At 64.3% G+C, this 19,105-nt stretch carries 11 protein-coding genes, 3 rRNA genes and 1 pseudogene; 2 read left to right on the top strand and 13 right to left on the bottom strand.

Annotation, left to right across the window (positions count from 1 at the left end):
* Positions 1 to 23: 23 nt before the first annotated feature.
* From LXX_RS00745 to LXX_RS00730, 4 genes and pseudogenes are all read right to left on the bottom strand, one after another.
* Complete coding sequence (locus LXX_RS00745; RefSeq protein ID WP_081423033.1) at positions 24 to 941, bottom strand: DNA-methyltransferase; 918 nt, start codon at positions 939 to 941, stop codon at positions 24 to 26.
* An 812-nt stretch (positions 942 to 1,753) separates the two neighbouring features.
* A pseudogene (locus tag LXX_RS16435) lies at positions 1,754 to 2,107 on the bottom strand (integrase); the annotation flags it as partial.
* 205 nt (positions 2,108 to 2,312) lie between these two features.
* Complete coding sequence (menD, locus tag LXX_RS00735) at positions 2,313 to 4,091, bottom strand: 2-succinyl-5-enolpyruvyl-6-hydroxy-3-cyclohexene-1-carboxylic-acid synthase (RefSeq protein ID WP_011185228.1); 1,779 nt, start codon at positions 4,089 to 4,091, stop codon at positions 2,313 to 2,315.
* A complete protein-coding gene (locus LXX_RS00730; protein ID WP_011185227.1) occupies positions 4,084 to 4,440 on the bottom strand; it encodes a PLD nuclease N-terminal domain-containing protein in 357 nt (118 codons plus the stop codon). The genes menD and LXX_RS00730 overlap by 8 nt, the downstream gene beginning before the upstream one ends.
* Before the next feature lie 42 nt (positions 4,441 to 4,482).
* On the opposite strand from LXX_RS00730, the gene LXX_RS00725 reads away from it, so the two are divergent.
* Positions 4,483 to 4,806: a DUF4229 domain-containing protein gene (locus LXX_RS00725; RefSeq protein WP_011185226.1), complete on the top strand. Its 324-nt coding sequence runs from the start codon at positions 4,483 to 4,485 to the stop codon at positions 4,804 to 4,806.
* Positions 4,807 to 4,877: 71 nt separating this feature from the next.
* Here LXX_RS00725 and LXX_RS00720 read toward each other — a convergent pair whose 3' ends face one another.
* The 3 genes from LXX_RS00720 to LXX_RS00710 are packed head-to-tail and all read right to left on the bottom strand — an operon-like array spanning position 4,878 to position 8,065.
* Positions 4,878 to 5,861 (bottom strand): 1,4-dihydroxy-2-naphthoate polyprenyltransferase, encoded by a 984-nt coding sequence (locus LXX_RS00720; protein ID WP_041766882.1) that lies wholly within the window; start codon positions 5,859 to 5,861, stop codon positions 4,878 to 4,880.
* A gap of 26 nt (positions 5,862 to 5,887) precedes the next feature.
* Positions 5,888 to 7,141, bottom strand: coding sequence for an AMP-binding protein (locus LXX_RS00715; RefSeq protein ID WP_011185224.1), 1,254 nt, complete (start codon positions 7,139 to 7,141; stop codon positions 5,888 to 5,890).
* Between the two features lie 12 nt (positions 7,142 to 7,153).
* On the bottom strand, positions 7,154 to 8,065 hold the full coding sequence (locus LXX_RS00710; RefSeq protein ID WP_011185223.1) for a 1,4-dihydroxy-2-naphthoyl-CoA synthase: 912 nt from the start codon (positions 8,063 to 8,065) through the stop codon (positions 7,154 to 7,156).
* 56 nt (positions 8,066 to 8,121) lie between these two features.
* Between LXX_RS00710 and LXX_RS00705 the strand changes: the two genes are divergently transcribed.
* A complete protein-coding gene (locus LXX_RS00705; RefSeq protein WP_011185222.1) occupies positions 8,122 to 9,114 on the top strand; it encodes an o-succinylbenzoate synthase in 993 nt (330 codons plus the stop codon).
* Positions 9,115 to 9,118: 4 nt separating this feature from the next.
* Here LXX_RS00705 and LXX_RS00700 read toward each other — a convergent pair whose 3' ends face one another.
* From LXX_RS00700 to ccsB, 6 genes are all read right to left on the bottom strand, one after another.
* Positions 9,119 to 10,138 (bottom strand): HAD-IIA family hydrolase, encoded by a 1,020-nt coding sequence (locus LXX_RS00700; RefSeq protein ID WP_041766881.1) that lies wholly within the window; start codon positions 10,136 to 10,138, stop codon positions 9,119 to 9,121.
* On the bottom strand, positions 10,116 to 10,901 hold the full coding sequence (locus LXX_RS13945; RefSeq protein WP_141692784.1) for a hypothetical protein: 786 nt from the start codon (positions 10,899 to 10,901) through the stop codon (positions 10,116 to 10,118). The genes LXX_RS00700 and LXX_RS13945 overlap by 23 nt, the downstream gene beginning before the upstream one ends.
* A 1,009-nt stretch (positions 10,902 to 11,910) precedes the next feature.
* Positions 11,911 to 12,027: ribosomal RNA gene (gene rrf / locus LXX_RS00690) — 5S ribosomal RNA — on the bottom strand.
* Between the two features lie 135 nt (positions 12,028 to 12,162).
* A 23S ribosomal RNA gene (locus tag LXX_RS00685) occupies positions 12,163 to 15,275 on the bottom strand.
* A 482-nt stretch (positions 15,276 to 15,757) separates the two neighbouring features.
* Positions 15,758 to 17,281, bottom strand: a 16S ribosomal RNA gene (locus LXX_RS00680).
* The 16S, 23S and 5S rRNA genes sit together here, the layout of an rRNA operon.
* 720 nt (positions 17,282 to 18,001) lie before the next feature.
* Positions 18,002 to 19,096, bottom strand: coding sequence for a c-type cytochrome biogenesis protein CcsB (gene ccsB / locus LXX_RS00675; protein ID WP_041766879.1), 1,095 nt, complete (start codon positions 19,094 to 19,096; stop codon positions 18,002 to 18,004).
* Positions 19,097 to 19,105 lie beyond the last annotated feature (9 nt).

Here is a 19,105-nt window from a genome sequence, read left to right as displayed (position 1 = left end):
AATCGCCAGGACACCGTCCGCGATCAGCCGACGAACCGCACCGGGCTCACTGCGGCGGCGAATCGCTCACGCATCACCGCCAAAGCGTCCGGACTGCTGTCGACCAGCAAGAAGCGCCGGCCCAGCCCGGCCGCGACCGCGCCCGTCGTTCCGCTGCCGGCGAAGAAGTCGAGCACCCAGTCGCCCTCGCGGCTGGAGGCCTGCACGATGCGGCGCAGGATGCCCTCCGGCTTCTGCGTCGGGTACCCAGTCTTCTCCCGCCCGGTCGGCGACACGATCGTGTGCCACCAGACATCGGTCGGCAGCTTGCCGAGCTCAGCCTTCTCCGGCGTGACCAGCCCGGGCGCCATGTACGGCTCCCGGTCGACAGCTGCGGAGTCGAAGAAGTAGCCGCGCGGGTTTTTCACGTAGACGAGGATGGTGTCGTGCTTGGCGGGCCAGCGGTTCTTGGCCTTCGCCCCGTAGTCGTAGGCCCAGACGATCTCGTTCAGGAAGCATTCGCGGCCGAACAGCGCGTCCAGGAGCACCTTCGCGTAGTGGGCCTCGCGGTAGTCGAGGTGGAGGTACAGCGTGCCGTCGTCGGCCAGGAGCCGCCACGCTTCGATCAGGCGCGGCTCCAGAAACTGCCAGTAGTCGTCGAAGCGGTCGTCGAAGCTGAGCAAATCGCCCTTGATCCGCTCATAGCTGCGGCCTTTGAACCCGATCACGCTGCCTCCCTCGGAGCGCACGGACGTGGTCTGCTGCCGCGCCTGCGGACGTCCGGTGTTGAACGGCGGGTCGAGGTAGATGAGCCGGAAGGCGCCGTCCGGCAGAGCGGTCACAACGCTCACGTTGTCGGCGCACACGACCGTGTCGGGTGCGCCGGGATGCCAGAGCGGCACCGTGTCCGCTGAGTCCGCGGCTGTTCTGACATCGGATTCAGTGGAGGCGGGTTCGAGCATGGACCCATTCTTCCGCACCCGGGGAGAGCGCGACAGCAACGAGCCTGACGCAGGAGTTCCCACCGATACCCTTGCGAATCTCCTCCGTTTCCGTCACCGGTCGGAACCGGAGGAGAGCGAGCGCTGGCGGGCGAACCGGCAACCGGCCAGACGCCCTAGGTGTGATGTCCAGGGGGGTTGTTTCGGCGATACGGTCGTGAGGAGTTGAGGGGCGAGGGCCTCCGGTTGTGAAGTGGAGCTGTTCAGTTCAACCGCTTCACGATCCAGGAGGCCTTCGTGTCCCACGTTAACGCTGCTCTCACACCGCGCGCTCGTCTGCGCCTTGCCAGGCTCAACAGGTGGATGTACTCCAGGGACGATTTCACCTTGAACCGGCGTTGGGGGAATGACGAGCCGCGCTTGGTCAGGCACGACCACTGTCCCTCGGCGAGCGGCTCGCATCCGTGCTCGGAGCGCAGCTCCTCAAGCTGCCAGTCCACGCGCAGAGTCCCCGCATCAAGGTCCAGGCCCTCGATCAGGGCTCCGAGTCGTTCGGACTGACGGATGCCGTCGAGCACCGCCACCCACCAGCGGGTGCCCTCCACGTTCGCGGATGCGGCGAGCACGGCGAGCGCCTGCTCGGTGCTGAGGCTGCCGCGAGGGTTCTTCGCGATGACCTCCGGAGGCTTCACGTCGTCCACGACGTTGCGTGTCACAAGCCCGTCGGCCTTTGCGGCGCTGAGCATGCCGCTGAGAATCTCGTGTGCCTTGCGGGCGGTGCCTGTCGCGAGGCCAGCATCGAAGACGGCCTTATGCACCAGGCGAACATCCGAGGGTTTCAGCTCCGAGATGCGCCGGCGGCCGAGGAGGGGAACGATCCAGTTCCGCATCAGAGACTCTGTGGTCGCGAGTGAGTTCGGCTTCAGCCTCATCCAACAATCGGTCTCGATATAATGCTCAGCCCATGCCGCAACAGTCACCGTGCGACCCAAGGTCGTACCGTACTCCGCGATCTCCGCAAGCTTCTGCTTCAGCCTCTCACGCGCGACAGTTTGCGTCCGCGCCGACACCTCACGCTGCCGGCGGCGACCATCAGGGTGGAAGCCGTCGTCATACCTTCCACGCCACAGGCCCTTCGCCCTGTCATAGTGGAGACCGCCCTCACCCGGCGACCGCTTCTTCGGCATCGCTCCCCACCATCCTCGCTAACTCCCCACATAAGTCCCCACATGAAACCGCAAACCCTACCCTTGCAGTTACACCCCTCCACACGCTAGCTCCAGCGGTGGTCCTGCGCCGCCATCCGGGGTGCTCTGTCACACTTCTTATGTCCAGGGCTCCCCGACCCCGGCCGGCACTGCCAGCGTCCGACGCGCACATCGGACGAGGAGGTCAGCGCTCAAGCGGGACCTCCAGGACGCTGGCCCCCGCCGGCGGCGCCGAGAGGGCCTGATCGAGTTCGCCCTTGGTCCGCACGACCCGATGCGCCCACCCGTACGCGGTGGAGAGCGCCGCGATGTCCCCCCTCTGCGGCGTGTACAGGACGCGGTCGAATGCGGCCGGCGAAGCGATCGTCGCGACCTCGAGCCCGTCGAATATCGTCCCCCCGCCATCGTTCCCGACGATCACCTGCACGTTCGGCCAGGCTTCTCCGGAGCCGCCGAGGAGGGCCCCCGCGTCGTGGAGCAGCGCCAGATCGCCCAGCAGGACTCGCGTGATCCCGGGCAGCGTGCCCGTCTCGACAGCGACCGCCTGGCTCGCGAGAGCGACGCCGATGGCCGTCGCGATCGTGCCGTCGATCCCCGCCAGACCGCGATTGGAATGCACGCGCAGTCTCTTCCCCGGAACGATGCGGTCGGCATCCCGGATCAAACGGGACGCGCCGAGCACCAGCCGATCGTGCGGCCAGGTGTGACGCCACAGCGCCTCAGCGAGCAACGGCCGGGTGATCGGTGCGCGGACAGCGGCGAGCTCCATTCGCGCGAACGCCAGCGCGTCGGAAGGGTCGAGGGACCGCGCCTTCGCCAGGTCCGGCGCCGTCGCGTCCGGGGACGCCACCCGCTCCGCGGCCTCGACCAGCCGGCGGCTGGCGGACACCCAGAGTCCCACCCAGGCCCGCGCCTCCGGCGAGCGCGGGTCCGCCTCCACAGCCGGCCGCACCGCACCGACGATGACCGCGCGCCGCCCCGGGTTGTAAGCCTGCCGTCCGCGCGGCGCGACCACGACCGTCTCCACATCGTCGCGTAGCAGCAGGGCGGGCACTTCGCGGCTGAGCGTAGGATGCCCGAACACCACGGCACGGCGCACCCGCCCCCCGAACTCCGGTTCCCGCAGCAGCTCCCGGTACGCGACCACGAGGTTCGGCCCGAAACGGGACCCACTGCTCACTTCCGCCAGCAGCGGGAACCCCGCCGAGCGCGCGTACTCCTCGGCTTCCGGACCGGCGTCCGCCCCGGCGATCACGACAGTGGACGGGCCGATGCCGGGCACGACCGTCTCACGGCCGAGCTTCTGCGCTCCTGCGAGCGCCGGAAGCGCCCCCCGTTCCACCACAGGCAGCGGCGGCACTGCGACGGAGAGCGGCTCTCGGAAGGCGAGGTTCAGGTGAACCGGTCCCGGGTCAGCTGTCTCCGCGCCGACGGCCGCGCGCACGGATTCGACCGCCAGCCGTGCCGCCGTCGCGACATCCTCTTCTTCGCCGCTCGGAGCGGGCACATCCTTCGCGAGCCGCACGGCGACGCCGTACAACCCGTCCTGGTGGGTCGTCTGGCTCGATCGGATGCCGCGAAGCTCCGGCGGCCGGTCCGCGGTGATCACGATGAGCGGCACCCCGGACTCGTGCGCTTCGAGAACGGCCGGGTGGAGGTTGGCCGTCGCCGTCCCGCTCGTCGTCACGACAGCGGCGGGCGCGCCGGTCTCGCGTCCGATCCCGAGCGCGAGGAATCCGCCCACCCGCTCGTCGAGACGGACGTGCAGCCTCACGGCGCCCGCCCGCTCGAGTTCGGCCGCGGCGAGCGCGAGGGCCTGCGAGCGCGAGCCGGGGCTGACCACGATGTCGCGCACGCCGGCTCCGATGAGGTGTGCCAGCAGTGCGAGAGCGTAGTCCGTCGCCGGGTTCCCGGTTCGGGGGAGGCGCTGCGCGGGCTCGTCCGCCGCCCGCGCGTCAGGCACCCCGGTAACCGGTCTGGTCGTCGGGCTTGTTCTTGTCATCCAGGTCGGCGAATTCCTTCTCGAGCCGCCGGATGCGCTCTTCCTGGTCGCGGTCGAACCGCAGCTTCCCGAGGAACTCGGGATCGTCGTCCGGCGCGACCACCCGGCGCCCCGGAGCCTGCGACAGCCGCCGCCGGCCGACGACGAACCACAGGAGGCCGCCGATGAGAGGGAAGACGACGGTCACAAGCAACCAGACAGATTTAGGGAGGGCGCGCACCCGCGACCGGTCGAAGAAGGCGCAGTCCACCAGGGAATAGATGTAGAAAACCGCGGCTGCGACGCCGAGGACTATCCAGAGGCGAACCATGAGTCAATCGTAACTCTCAGAGTCGGTGCCTAAGCTGGGAGAGTGAAGCGGATTCCCTCTTGGCTGACCTACAGCGCGCTCCGGCTCCTGGTGTTCGCCGTCCCTCTCGTCATCCTGCTTCTGCTCGGCATCATCTGGTGGGCCTCCGCGATCGCCGCAGCGCTCATCGGACTCTGCCTCTCCTACATCTTCCTGAGCAGCCCCCGCAACGCGGTCTCCACCGATTTGTACGCAGCCCGCCACCGCGAGAAGCCCGGCGCCTCCCCGGATGACGACGTCGAGGACGCCGCGGTGGACGCGGCACAGGACGCGCTGGGTCCGATCCGCGCCACCGACCAGGAGCAGAAGCCCGGCGCACCCGCCTGACCGGCGGCGGGACGGCCCCGTCTCCCCGGGAGCTCAAAGCCGGCCCACGTGGTCAGAGCCACCCCGCGCGGTCAGAGCGCGTAGGCGAGTCCCAGTGCGATCGCAACCAGCAGCCCTGTCAGGCTCGTGAGCTGAAGAGCGGTCACCAGCTCCCGCGCGGTCCTGGCGAACAGAGCGATGACGCACGTCGGCAGCGCCGCGAGCAGCGCGAACATCCCGAACCACGCGATCGGATAGAGCAGCGCGAGCATGCCAAGGATCGCGAACGCCGCCAGAACGAGCACGCAGAACACGATCCGCGACGCGACATCGCCGAGCAGCACGGCCAGCGTCCGCTTCTTCGCGAGGCGATCCGGTTCGATGTCCCGGATGTTGTTCGCCATCAGCACCGCGCACGCGATGAGCCCCGCGAGGACCGCCCCGAACCACGATTCCTGGTTGATGACCCCCGCCAGCATGTACGTCGTCCCGGCGGCCGCGACCAGCCCGAAGAAGAGGAAGACGAACACCTCTCCGAGCCCGTAATAGCCATACGGCCGCTTTCCCCCGGTGTAGAACCAGGCCGCGGCGATGGCGGCCGCTCCCACGAGCAGGACCCACCAGTGCTGCGTGAGGACGATGAGCGCCAGTCCCGCGATCGCCGCGAGCCCGAAGGAGACCAGGGCGACCGTCAGAACTCTGCGTGGTGCTGCCTTCCCCGACCCGGTGAGCCGCCCCGGCCCCACCCGGAACTGGTCTGTGCCGCGGATGCCGTCGGAGTAGTCGTTTGCGTAGTTCACGCCGATCTGGAGCAGGACAGCGACCACGAGACACAGCAGCGACCGCACGGGATGCCAGACCCCTGGCCCTTCTGCGACCTTCGCCGCCCCCACACCGATGAGGACGGGAGCGATCGCCAGCGGGAGCGTCCGCAACCGCGCCCCGGCGATCCAGTCCCGGCCCGTCGCCGGCCGCACCGCTGCGGCCGCGGCTCCCGGGCGTCCGCTCTTGCCACCGCGTGGTCCGCGCGCCGGGGGAGGCGCCATCCGCTGCATTCGAGGCTTGTTCTGACTCATCACAGAGCGAATCGTAACAAGATCGGCTATGCCTCCGTTCCCGGGTAGCCGCTTCCCGCGGCGATCCTCCCGATTTCGGGCCGATCCGGCTTGCCGCTGCCCAATCGGGGCAGCTCCCCCACCCGGACGATCCGCGACGGAGCGGCGGCCCGGCCGAGCCTCCGCACCACGCTCGCCCGCAGCGCAGTCAGTTCTTCTCCACCCTCCATATCCTCCACCGCAGGTCCACGACCACTGCCGCCAGCCCCTCCCCCGATGACCACACCGCGTTCCCGCTTCCCCCCTCCGACCACGACCACCGGCGCCTGCCCCCACTCCGCGTCCGCCGCACCGACCACAACGGCCGCCTCATACCCCGGCCTCTCCCGGACCACCCGTTCGACCGCGTCGAGCAGCACCTTCTCCCCACCCGAGACGATCACGTTGTCCGCGCGCCCGCGCACCCGCACCCGTCCATCGACCACGCTTCCCAGATCCCCCGTGCGGTACCAGCGCACCCCCTCCTGCTCATGGAACGCCGCCGCCGTCCGCTCCGCCTCCCCCAGATACCCCTCGGCCAGCGACGGCCCGCTGATCTCGAGCATCCCGGCGACCTCGCGCACCACCGTCGTCCCGATCGGCGCACCATCGTAGACGCACCCTCCCGCAGTCTCGCTGGACCCGTAGGTGCTCAGGATGCGCGCACCCGCCGTCACCGCCCGCTGCCGCAGCAGTGGATCGAGCGACTGCCCCCCGATCAGAATCCCGTCGAATCGGCGAACCGCCTCCGCGACCGTTCGGGAGCCGCCCTCGATGGCGTCCATCAGCCGGGCGAGCTGCACCGGAACCAGCGATGTGTAGCGGAGATCATGGTCGAGCCTGCCCGCCGCCCGCGCGAATCGTTCCGCCTCGAAGCGCCCTTCCTCGGCATAGACCGGCTCGGTCTGCGCCGCCAGCGACCGCACGAGAACCTGAACGCCCGCGACGTAGCGCGCCGGCAGCGCCAGCAGCCACTGTCCCTGGCCTCCCATCGCCCCGGCTGAAGCCGCCGCACTCGCAAGGAGCGCATCCGCCGACAACGCCACCCGCTTCGGTGGCCCGGTCGACCCCGACGTCTCGATCACCAGAGCGACGCTCTGTGCGACCGTCCCCTCGACGGGCGCCCGATCGCCGGAACGTCTTCCCCCCTCAGCCCCGCCGTCACGAGGCAGGACCGCTGGCCCCCCTTCGCTCAACGCGGCCCGCAGTGCGACGAACACATCGGCCGGCCGGCCGGCGTCCAGCGCCCTGAGCGGTCTCATCGTTCCGTAACCTCAGTACTGCCAGGGGAACGGCGACCAGTCGGGTTCCCGCTTCTCGAGAAAAGCGTCGCGCCCCTCGACAGCCTCATCGGTCCCGTAAGCGAGCCGCGTCGCCTCTCCGGCGAACACCTGCTGCCCGACCATCCCGTCGTCCACCGCGTTGAAGGCGAACTTCAGCATCTTGATCGCTGTTGGCGACTTCGTCAGGATCTCGCGCGCCCAATCAAGCGCAGTGGTCTCCAACGCGGCATGGGGCACCACCGCGTTGACCGCCCCCATCTCGTATGCGCGCCGTGCCGAGTACTCGCGTGCCAGGAAGAAGACCTCGCGCCCGAACTTCTGCCCTACCTGGCGGGCGAAGTACGCGCTCCCGTATCCGGCGTCGAACGAGCCGACATCCGCATCTGTCTGCTTGAACCGCCCGTGTTCCTCGCTGGCGATCGTCAAATCGCATACGACGTGGAGCGAGTGCCCCCCACCGGCCGCCCACCCGGGCACGACGGCGATGACCACCTTGGGCATGAAGCGGATGAGCCGCTGCACATCCAGGATGTGCAGACGTCCGCTCCGCTCCGCGTCGATGCCCGCCGAGGTCTCGCCGCCCGCGTACTTGTAGCCGTCCCGCCCGCGGATGCGCTGGTCACCTCCCGAGCAGAACGCCCATCCGCCGTCCTTCGGGCTCGGGCCATTGCCGGTGAGGAGCACCACCCCGATCCGCGGGTTCGTGCGCGCATCGTCAAGGGCAGCATGAAGTTCGTCCACTGTGTGAGGCCGGAACGCATTGCGGACCTCGGGACGGTCGAACGCCACCCGCGCCACACGCCCGCTCACGTCGTGGTGGTAGGTGATGTCGGTGAGCCCCCCGAAACCGGGGACATCGTCCCACTCTCGTGGGTCGAAGGTCTCTGATACTGCCGCTGCCATGAAGACAGCCTACGGTGGCCCGTTCCGGCATAAGGGAGTCGTGGGAAACTTGTGGAATGATGCCCGGGCTGTCCGACCTGTTAGCGACTTCTCACGTCGTCCGCCTTCCGATGACCAGCAGGTTCCGTGGCATCGCCGCCCGCGAGGCGGTGCTTTTCGACGGCCCTCAGGGCTGGACGGAGTTCTCGCCGTTCACCGAGTACGACGATGCCGAGTCAGCCGCCTGGCTGCACGCCGCGATCGACTTCGGCTGGCGCGCCACACCACCGGGATTGCGCGAGCGCATCCCCGTCAACGCCACGGTGCCGGCTGTCGCGGCCGGAGAGGTGCCCAGGGTGCTGTCGCGCTACCCGGGCTCGCGCACGGCGAAGGTCAAAGTCGCCGAGCCCGGCCAGACCCTCGCCGACGACATCGCACGCGTCCGCGCCGTGCGCGAGCGCCTCGGCCCCGAAGGCCGCCTCCGCATCGACGCTAACGCCCTGTGGAACGTGGATGAGGCCGAGCACGCCATCCATGCGCTCGCCCCGTTCGACCTCGAATACGTCGAGCAGCCCTGTCCGTCCGTGGAAGAACTGGCCGAAATCCGCCGGCGCACCGCGTACATGGGAATCCCGATCGCCGCCGACGAAAGCGTCCGCAGGGCCGGCGACCCGCTCGCCGTCGCCCGTGCGGGAGCGGCCGATCTGCTGGTCATCAAGGCACAGCCGCTGGGCGGCATCCATTCCGCTCTGCGGATCGTCGAGGCCGCCGGTCTCCCGGTCGTCGTCTCCAGCGCGATCGACACCTCAGTCGGCGTCGCGATGGGCGCTCACCTCGCCGCTGCCGTTCCGGAGCTCGAGTTCGATTGCGGACTCGGCACGGTCGCGATGTTCGAGCGGGATGTCGCCGTCGATCCCCTGCTCCCGGTCGGCGGCAGCATCCCCGTCGTGCGCCCGGCGATCGCCCCGGACCGGCTCGCAGAACTGGCCGCTCCCGCCGAGCGCCGGGAATGGTGGCGGAACCGTGTCCGCCGCTGCTACGGGCAGCTCGAGCGTACGCTCGAGCGCTGACCGCTCAGATGTACAGCCGTTCGGGCACGTCGAGCCCGTAGATGGCACGCCCGGAGTTCCAGATCGCCACACACGCCGCACGCAGCAGGTTCAGCTCGTCGCTGCCCGATGTCAGGATGCGGACATCGTTGCCGTCGATCGTCACCGTCGCGTCGCCCACGCTCACCGCACCGTTCCGGGCCACCTTCGCGACCGGATACGGCTGTGCGAGTCCGCGCAAATCGTCGAGGATGTAGGCCGGCCGCGAGTCCGCGTCGGCCGCGATCAGCTGCTTGGCCCGGTCGATCCCCGTCAGCACCAGCACGGAGTCAATTCCGGCCCGGTTCGCACCGAGCACATCGGTGTCGAGGCGGTCGCCGATGAAAAGCGGTCTCGCCGCAGCGAAGCGCGCCACCGCCTCCGCGAAGATAGCCACCTCCGGTTTGCCCGCCACCATCGGCAGGCGCCCAGCCGCCGTATGCACAGCCGAGACGAGAGTGCCGTTTCCGGGCGCGACCCCGCGAGCCACCGGGATGGTCCAGTCGATGTTCGTGGCGATCCAAGGCCGCTCGGCATCGGTTCGGCCTTGGAGCGCGAACGCCGCCTCGGCGAGCTGCGTCCACCCCACATCGGGTGCGAAACCCTGGATCACCGCCGCCGGGTCGTCCTCGGCGGAGCGGGTGACCCCGAAACCGCCTTTGCGGACCTCGTCCACCAGTCCGTCGCCGCCGACGACGAGGACGGTCGCCCCGGGCGGCACCTGCTGGCTCAGGAGCCGCACAGCAGCCTGCGGCGACGTCACGACATCCGTGGGCTCGACCCGAAGACCGAGTTCGGTCAGATGCCCGGCGACCGACACCGCTGTCCGGGAAGCGTTGTTCGTAATGTAACCGACTCGTGTGGTTTCCGCTGCGCGATTCAGGCTCTCGACCGCATGCGGGATCGCATCCGGTCCCTTATAGACGACACCGTCCAGATCCGCCAGGATCAGATCGCGGCCGTCCAGGGGCGAAACACCGTTCTCATTCCTCCGGAGCAACGCCATCGCCCGGCTCACCCTCCTGCACTCCCGCCTCAGCCTCGCCCTCATCGGCTCCGTCGCCCGCGCCCTCGTCATGGATCGCGTCCAGACCCTCGATCCGGTACTCCTCCTCGACCACAGCGATAGTCTCACGCTCGCCGCCCGCATAAGCTTCCGCCAGTGCCGCTGCCGCCCGCTCCGCGTGCCCACGCCAGGATGCCGCCTGCTCGGCACGCCCGAGCTCCTCCAGCACTTCCGCATAAGCGTGAAACAGATCCGGGCTCCAGCTGAACGCGCGGTCCGGGTCCAGCTGTGGGATCTCAAGCTCAGCGAGCGCCGCTTCCGGCTGCGCCCGGTCCAGGCGCGCGCCCGACATTGCAATGGCGAGGGAGACCTGCACATCGCTGGGGAGCGTCGCACGGTCCACAGAACGCCCGAGTTCGAGCGCGCGGTCAGGGCGCCCGACGCCTCGCTCGCTGTCGACCATCAGAGGCAGCTGGTCGTTGGAGCCCGTGATCCGCCGGTAGGTCCTCAGTTCGCGAAGGGCCAGCGCGAAGTCACCGGTCGCGTAGGCCGTGATCGCGAGCGTCTCACGCACGACGCCGATACGCCCGGCCCGCCGTGACGCCGAGAGCGCATGACGGTGCGCGAGCACCGGGTCTTCCTCAATGACCCGCGAAACCATCACGAGGTGCCGTGCCACCCACTCCGCGTTGTCTTTGCTCAATGTCTTGAGTTCGACGCGAGCCGCCTTATCGAGGTCGCGTGCCTCGATGTCGTGCGGCAAGTCGGGGTCATCGTGCCGTGGCCGGACGGAGCGCAACTCGCGCGCCCTATCCTGCTCCGGTGTGAGCGCGGTGTCCTGGGCGGACCAATCGCCACGAGCGGGACGGCCCCCCTTCGTCCACAGGCGCTCATCGTCGCGACGCCCCTGAGTCGCACGGGATGCGTGGAGGCGACCGCCGCCGGAAGAACGCCAGCCACGTGAGGACGGTGCATCGCGATCGCCGTAACCGCTGCGACGATCGTTGCGTTTCGGCCGCTGACCGTTCCGGTCGGGACGACCGTCGCTTCCGCGGTCGTTGCCGTTACCGAAACGACCGGCGCGCTCGCCCGCAGAATCGCCCGCACCAGCACGGCCACAGCGATACGGCGGCTTGCCTTCACCGGCGCGCTCACCCCGATATGCCGGCTTCTCCGGCTTCTCCGGCTTCTCCCCGCGCGAACGCTCACCGCGAGGAGACGGTCTTCCAGCACGGTCATCGCGGTAAGAAGTCTTTCCGCCACCGGAGCGTTCGCCCCGGAAGGACGGCTTCCCCTGCCCGGAACGCTCACCGCGATACGGGGGAGCCCCGCCCTCGGAAGGCTCACGCCGATACGGCTTCCTGTCACCCGAACGATCACCGCGATACGGGGAAACCGCATACGGACGCTCACCCCGGGAAGGCTGCCGGCCATCGGCCGAACGCTTCGCACGGAAAGGCGGCTTCCCCTCGCCAGAGCCTGTCCGAGGTGTTCCCGCCCGGTCACCACCACCGCCCGCCGCATCGCCACCACGAATCCAGCCGGTGTTCTTCCCGCCAGCGTCGCCGGGACGCGCGTCACCGTGGCCGGCGCTTCTACCGCTGTTGCGCCGCGCCCGTGGGGTCTTACCGTCGTCTGCCGGGGTGTCGCTCACGACTTCTCCTGTCGATGCCGAGGATCGGTCCCCGGCTTACGTTCGTGCTTCACGAGCGACTGCCCGCGAGAATAACGCGAAATGGCCGCCCATCACTGGGCGGCCATTTCACAAAGAAGTCCGGCGGTGTCCTACTCTCCCACAGGGTCCCCCCTGCAGTACCATCGGCGCAGAGAGTCTTAGCTTCCGGGTTCGGAATGTGACCGGGCGTTTCCCTCTCGCTATGGCCGCCGAAACACTATTGATGTATCAAAGTGAACGATCAAGCTTCGCTTGAATCAGTTCTCGACCGTACATCGAGAACCACATAGTGGACGCGTGCAATCTCAGGCCCCTCATAGCTGCCTTACACACTCCTATGAGAGTGGTGATTATCAAGTTATCGGCTTATTAGTACCGGTCAGCTCCATGGGTCTTTAGTCCCCACTTCCACATCCGGCCTATCAACCCAGTAGTCTAGCTGGGAGCCTCTCGCCCGAAGGCGTGGAAATCTCATCTTGAGGCCGGCTTCCCGCTTAGATGCTTTCAGCGGTTATCCATCCCGAACGTAGCTAACCAGCGGTGCTCCTGGCGGAACAACTGGCACACCAGAGGTTCGTCCAACCCGGTCCTCTCGTACTAGGGTCAGATCCTCTCAAATTTCCTGCGCGCGCAGCGGATAGGGACCGAACTGTCTCACGACGTTCTAAACCCAGCTCGCGTACCGCTTTAATGGGCGAACAGCCCAACCCTTGGGACCTACTCCAGCCCCAGGATGCGACGAGCCGACATCGAGGTGCCAAACCATGCCGTCGATATGGACTCTTGGGCAAGATCAGCCTGTTATCCCCGAGGTACCTTTTATCCGTTGAGCGACAGCGCTTCCACAAGCCACTGCCGGATCACTAGTCCCGACTTTCGTCCCTGCTCGACTTGTCAGTCTCACAGTCAAGCTCCCTTGTGCACTTACACTCGACACCTGATTGCCAACCAGGTTGAGGGAACCTTTGGGCGCCTCCGTTACTTTTTGGGAGGCAACCGCCCCAGTTAAACTACCCATCAGGCACTGTCCCTGAACCGGATTACGGTTCTAAGTTAGATATCCAGAATGACCAGAGTGGTATTTCAAAAATGACTCCACGAACACTGGCGTGCCCGCTTCAAAGTCTCCCACCTATCCTACACAAGCCACACCGAACACCAATACCAAACTATAGTAAAGGTCACGGGGTCTTTCCGTCCTGCTGCGCGTAACGAGCATCTTTACTCGTAGTGCAATTTCGCCGAGTTCGTGGTTGAGACAGCTGGGAAGTCGTTACGCCATTCGTGCAGGTCGGAACTTACCCGACAAGGAATTTCGCTACCTTAGGATGGTTATAGTTACCACCGCCGTTTACTGGGGCTTAAATTCTGAGCTTCGCCGAAGCTAACCCTTCCTCTTAACCTTCCAGCACCGGGCAGGCGTCAGTCCGTATACATCGTCTTGCGACTTGGCACGGACCTGTGTTTTTAGTAAACAGTCGCTTCCCACTGGTCTCTGCGGCCTTCAAACGCTCCAGGAGTAAATCCCTTCACGCCTCAGGCCCCCCTTCTCCCGAAGTTACGGGGGCATTTTGCCGAGTTCCTTAACCACGATTCTCTCGATCTCCTTAGTATTCTCTACCTGACCACCTGAGTCGGTTTGGGGTACGGGCGGCTGGAACCTCGCGTCGATGCTTTTCTTGGCAGCATAGGATCACTGAATTCGCCTTGACGGCTATGCATAAGATCTCAGGCTATGTGAGAGACGGATTTGCCTATCTCTCGCCCTACATCCTTACCCCGGGACAACCATCGCCCGGTACAGCTACCTTCCTGCGTCACACCTGTTAATACGCTAGCCGCACCAGCATGGGGTCGAGCGTTAGACCTGGACCGTCACCCCGAAGGGATCGGTGTCCAGGATTAGGACTCTTAGCACCACTGGATTAGCTTGGACGGTTCTTCGCCGGTACGGGAATATCAACCCGTTGTCCATCGACTACGCCTGTCGGCCTCGCCTTAGGTCCCGACTTACCCAGGGCGGATTAGCCTGGCCCTGGAACCCTTGGTCTTTCGGAGGACGGGTTTCTCACCCGTCTTTCGCTACTCATGCCTGCATTCTCACTCGTGTGGCGTCCACGGCTGGTTCACACCGCCGCTTCACTCGCCACACGACGCTCTCCTACCCATCAACACGGCTGGACCACGAAAGCCTACCAATAATGTTAATGCCACAACTTCGGTGGCGTGCTTGAGCCCCGTTACATTGTCGGCGCGGAATCACTTGACCAGTGAGCTGTTACGCACTCTTTCAAGGGTGGCTGCTTCTAAGCCAACCTCCTGGTTGTCTGTGCAACTCCACATCCTTTCCCACTTAGCACGCGCTTAGGGACCTTAGTTGGTGGTCTGGGTTGTTTCCCTCTCGACGATGAAGCTTATCCCCCACCGTCTCACTGCTGCGCTCTCACTTACCGGCATTCGGAGTTTGGCTGACGTCAGTAACCTTTTGGGGCCCATCGGCCATCCAGTAGCTCTACCTCCGGCAAGAAACACGCAACGCTGCACCTAAATGCATTTCGGAGAGAACCAGCTATCACGAAGTTTGATTGGCCTTTCACCCCTATCCACAGCTCATCCCCTCAGTTTTCAACCTAAGTGGGTTCGGTCCTCCACGACGTCTTACCGTCGCTTCAACCTGGCCATGGATAGATCACTTCGCTTCGGGTCTAGGACATGCGACTGAATCGCCCTATTCAGACTCGCTTTCGCTACGGCTACCCCTCACGGGTTAACCTCGCCACATATCACTAACTCGCAGGCTCATTCTTCAAAAGGCACGCTGTCACCCCTACAAGGAGGCTCCAACGGTTTGTAAGCAAACGGTTTCAGGTACTATTTCACTCCCCTCCCGGGGTACTTTTCACCTTTCCCTCACGGTACTTGTCCGCTATCGGTCATCTGGGAGTATTTAGGCTTATCAGGTGGTCCTGACAGATTCACACGAGATTTCTCGGGCCCCGTGCTACTTGGGATACTCTTCGCACCATTGGACCATTTCGGTTACGGGGTTGGCACCCTCTATGACTGGCCTTTCAATGCCATTCACCTATGATCCTCTGTAACGCTTGCTGTTCGGCAGAAGCAGCAGAAAAGTCCCGCAACCCCGACCATGCAACGCCTGCCGGCTATCACACATGATCGGTTTAGCCTCTTCCGGTTTCGCTCGCCACTACTAACGGAATCGCTTTTGCTTTCTCTTCCTGTGGGTACTGAGATGTTTCACTTCCCCACGTTCCCTCTACCCGCCCTATATATTCAGGCGGGAGTCACTGGGTCACCCAAAGGGCCCAGCGGGGTTTCCCCATTCGGAAATCCTCGGATCAAAGTCCGTTTATCAACTCCCCGAGGCTTATCGCAGATTACTACGTCCTTCTTCGGCTCCAGATGCCAAGGCATCCACCGTTTGCTCTTAGAAACTTGAAATCACATGAGTTTGAATCGATCGGCTCACCGAAGTGAGCAGATTGACCAATGATCTAATCAGTACTCGAAAGTACTATGATCATCTTTTGTGATCCGAACCCGAAGGTCCGAATCTAAGATGCTCGCGTCCACTGTGTAGTTCTCAAAGTACGGGCGGTACCTTTTCCGCCGGCCCAGTTATGGCCGACCAAAAAAGGTCCAGAGGATTCGGTTCTCATCTCAGCGTCTTGAAGACACAGCGATGAGGTCCGGTCCCTCAGGACCCAACAGCGTGCATGTGCGAGGCTCCCCGGTCCGAACTGTTCCTTCCTGCAAGCAGGCGTACTAAGTTCGAGCCGTTCGGCTCCGCACCAATGTCAATGTTCCACCCATGAGCTGACCGGCTGAGACCCAGTCGTACCGATGTGATAAGTACTGTCTCAGATCCGGCGCCTGGACAATCTCTGCGTTGAAAACAACACAGGGTGCCAGATGCTCCTTAGAAAGGAGGTGATCCAGCCGCACCTTCCGGTACGGCTACCTTGTTACGACTTAGTCCTAATCACCGACCCCACCTTCGACGGCTCCCTCCACAAGGGTTGGGCCACCGGCTTCGGGTGTTACCGACTTTCATGACTTGACGGGCGGTGTGTACAAGGCCCGGGAACGTATTCACCGCAGCGTTGCTGATCTGCGATTACTAGCGACTCCGACTTCATGAGGTCGAGTTGCAGACCTCAATCCGAACTGAGACCGGCTTTTTGGGATTCGCTCCACCTTACGGTATTGCAGCCCTTTGTACCGGCCATTGTAGCATGCGTGAAGCCCAAGACATAAGGGGCATGATGATTTGACGTCATCCCCACCTTCCTCCGAGTTGACCCCGGCAGTCTCCTATGAGTTCCCACCATTACGTGCTGGCAACATAGAACGAGGGTTGCGCTCGTTGCGGGACTTAACCCAACATCTCACGACACGAGCTGACGACAACCATGCACCACCTGTTTACGAGTGTCCAAAGAGTTGACTATTTCTAGCCCGTTCTCGTATATGTCAAGCCTTGGTAAGGTTCTTCGCGTTGCATCGAATTAATCCGCATGCTCCGCCGCTTGTGCGGGCCCCCGTCAATTCCTTTGAGTTTTAGCCTTGCGGCCGTACTCCCCAGGCGGGGCGCTTAATGCGTTAGCTGCGACACGGAAACCGTGGAATGGTCCCCACATCTAGCGCCCAACGTTTACGGCGTGGACTACCAGGGTATCTAATCCTGTTCGCTCCCCACGCTTTCGCTCCTCAGCGTCAGTTACGGCCCAGAGAACTGCCTTCGCCATCGGTGTTCCTCCTGATATCTGCGCATTCCACCGCTACACCAGGAATTCCATTCTCCCCTACCGCACTCTAGTCTGCCCGTACCCACTGCAGGCCCGAGGTTGAGCCTCGGGTTTTCACAGCAGACGCGACAGACCGCCTACGAGCTCTTTACGCCCAATAATTCCGGACAACGCTCGCACCCTACGTATTACCGCGGCTGCTGGCACGTAGTTAGCCGGTGCTTTTTCTGCAGGTACCGTCACTTTCGCTTCTTCCCTACTAAAAGAGGTTTACAACCCGAAGGCCGTCATCCCTCACGCGGCGTTGCTGCATCAGGCTTTCGCCCATTGTGCAATATTCCCCACTGCTGCCTCCCGTAGGAGTCTGGGCCGTGTCTCAGTCCCAGTGTGGCCGGTCACCCTCTCAGGCCGGCTACCCGTCGTAGGCTTGGTGAGCCGTTACCTCACCAACTACCTGATAGGCCGCGAGTCCATCCTCGACCGAAGTTCTTTCCAACCGCTGGAGATGCCTCCGCGGTTCGTATCCGGTATTAGCTTCCGTTTCCGGAGGTTATCCCAGAGTCAAGGGCAGGTTACTCACGTGTTACTCACCCGTTCGCCACTAATTCCCAAGAGCAAGCTCCTGGTTCATCGTTCGACTTGCATGTGTTAAGCACGCCGCCAGCGTTCGTCCTGAGCCAGGATCAAACTCTCCGTAAAATATTTAGCTCCATGTCGCAAGCGACTGGAAACATAGTGCAGGCTTGACAGGAAATATGTCTTCGCGCTGCGAGTTTGTCTTGACTAGTTTCGAATATCTACTGACATTCTGTATCTAATCCAAAGGAATCTCGCATTGACAGTCAAACCGGAGTCTTTCGAGTCAATGCCGAGGTTGTTTGGCATTTGACATTGTGCACGCTGTTGAGTTATCAAGGATCGGACGCTCTCACTTTTCACCCTTTCGGGCTGCTCCGTGAGGCAACTTTACTAACTTACCACTCTCATTCAGTTTGTCAAGCTGACCGTTTCGCGTCTTTCGTTCATCCATCGTGGGATACATCCGACTGCTCGCGATCCGAACCGGTTAGACCCGTCCAGTGAGTTGAGTGTTAATCCTAAGCGCTACAAACGAACTCTTACAAGCTCAGATTTGCCGCTAGGCTAAGGATTTGGTCCCGCTTGAGGCCGAGGAGATCTTCTTCTTTCCCGCACCTTTGAGGTGACAAGTAAGTACTTTACGCAGGTCCCCCGAGAGCCCGCAAATTCGGCTGACAACCCGGGCGTGTCGAGGTTGACTTCGCCAGAGTTCCGCCCTTGTCGCGCTCGGGGACGGATCGGCCGCACTGAGAGGGGATCGACCCTGAACGGCACATCCGGGAAACGACGATGGCGCCGAACCGAGTTCGGCGCCATCGGAGTTCGCGAGTTCCGCTCCGGTCAGAGACCGGAGTAAGCGTGCAACCCGTGGAAGAAGACATTCACAATTCCGAAGTTGAACAGGACCGCGACGAAGCCGACGATCGCAAGCCAAGCGGAACGGGACCCCCGCCACCCGCGGGTGGCGCGCGCGTGGATGTAGCCGGCGTAGATCACCCAGATGATGAACGTCCAGACTTCCTTGGTGTCCCACCCCCAGTAGCGCCCCCACGCTTTCTCGGCCCAGATCGCTCCCGCGATGAGAGTGAAGGTCCAGGCGATGAAGCCGACGATGTTGACCCGGTAGGCCAGGTTCTCGAGCGCGGCCGAGGTGGGCAGCGTGGCGAGGAAGGCGAACTGCGGGGGACGCGACTCCTCGAGCTGGCGCTCGCGCCGATACTGAAGCAATTGCAGAGCCGAGAGCGCGAAGCCCAGCGCGAAGAACGCCGTTCCCAAAACGGCCACAATGATGTGGATAACCAGCCAGTACGACTTGAGCGCGGGCTGGAGCGGCACCACCGGGACGAAGTAGTTCAGCAGCGCGATGCCCTGGAGCACCAGAACGAGGCCGAGAATGAACGTGCCGAGGTACTTGATGTCCCACTTCAGGGTGGCGACGAGGAAGACGCCGATGATGACCAGGGTCCCGGTCATCGAGAACTCCCACATGTTCGCCCACGGGACCCGCGCGGCAGCGATGCCGCGGAGGAGGGTCGCAACGAAGTGAGCGACCCAGCCGGCGATGGTCAGTCCGAAGGCCCACTTGAGGGAGACCGACGACGCCGAGCCGTAGAGCACATCCTGCTCGACGCGCGAGCTGATCCGGGAGGAGAGGCGTCCGAGCGCGGAGGACGGGGGCTGAGCGTCAGCGCCACCGATGACGGGAATTCCAGAGCCGGGCGCGCTCGCTGGGGCGATCGTGGTCACGCCGGCGGCGACGGGGGCGGAGACATCGGCCCGGCGGGCGACCGCACTCGGGACGACGGCCGCGGCGACCGCAGTCGCCTGGGCGCTGCGGCGAGCCAGGTCGAGCGCGAACGCGATGAACGCGGCGCCGTAGAACCCCATCGCCACATAGATGTAGACCGTGGAGAGCTGAGACAGGGTTTCGGTCACGGTGCAAGC

This window comes from Leifsonia xyli subsp. xyli str. CTCB07, assembly GCF_000007665.1.
Taxonomy (GTDB): domain Bacteria; phylum Actinomycetota; class Actinomycetes; order Actinomycetales; family Microbacteriaceae; genus Leifsonia; species Leifsonia xyli_C.
The sequence above is the reverse complement of the archived record's forward strand: the minus strand, read 5'-3'. Positions and strand labels throughout refer to the sequence as shown.

Coding starts and splice junctions, on each gene's coding strand:
- LXX_RS00700 (WP_041766881.1), bottom strand. CDS start 10,138: ATGGCGTTGCTCCGGAGGAATGAGAACGGTGTTTCGCCCCTGGACGGC.
- LXX_RS00730 (WP_011185227.1), bottom strand. CDS start 4,440: ATGGTTCGCCTCTGGATAGTCCTCGGCGTCGCAGCCGCGGTTTTCTAC.
- LXX_RS00710 (WP_011185223.1), bottom strand. CDS start 8,065: ATGGCAGCGGCAGTATCAGAGACCTTCGACCCACGAGAGTGGGACGAT.
- LXX_RS00705 (WP_011185222.1), top strand. CDS start 8,122: ATGATGCCCGGGCTGTCCGACCTGTTAGCGACTTCTCACGTCGTCCGC.
- LXX_RS00715 (WP_011185224.1), bottom strand. CDS start 7,141: ATGAGACCGCTCAGGGCGCTGGACGCCGGCCGGCCGGCCGATGTGTTC.
- LXX_RS00745 (WP_081423033.1), bottom strand. CDS start 941: ATGCTCGAACCCGCCTCCACTGAATCCGATGTCAGAACAGCCGCGGAC.
- LXX_RS00720 (WP_041766882.1), bottom strand. CDS start 5,861: ATGAGTCAGAACAAGCCTCGAATGCAGCGGATGGCGCCTCCCCCGGCG.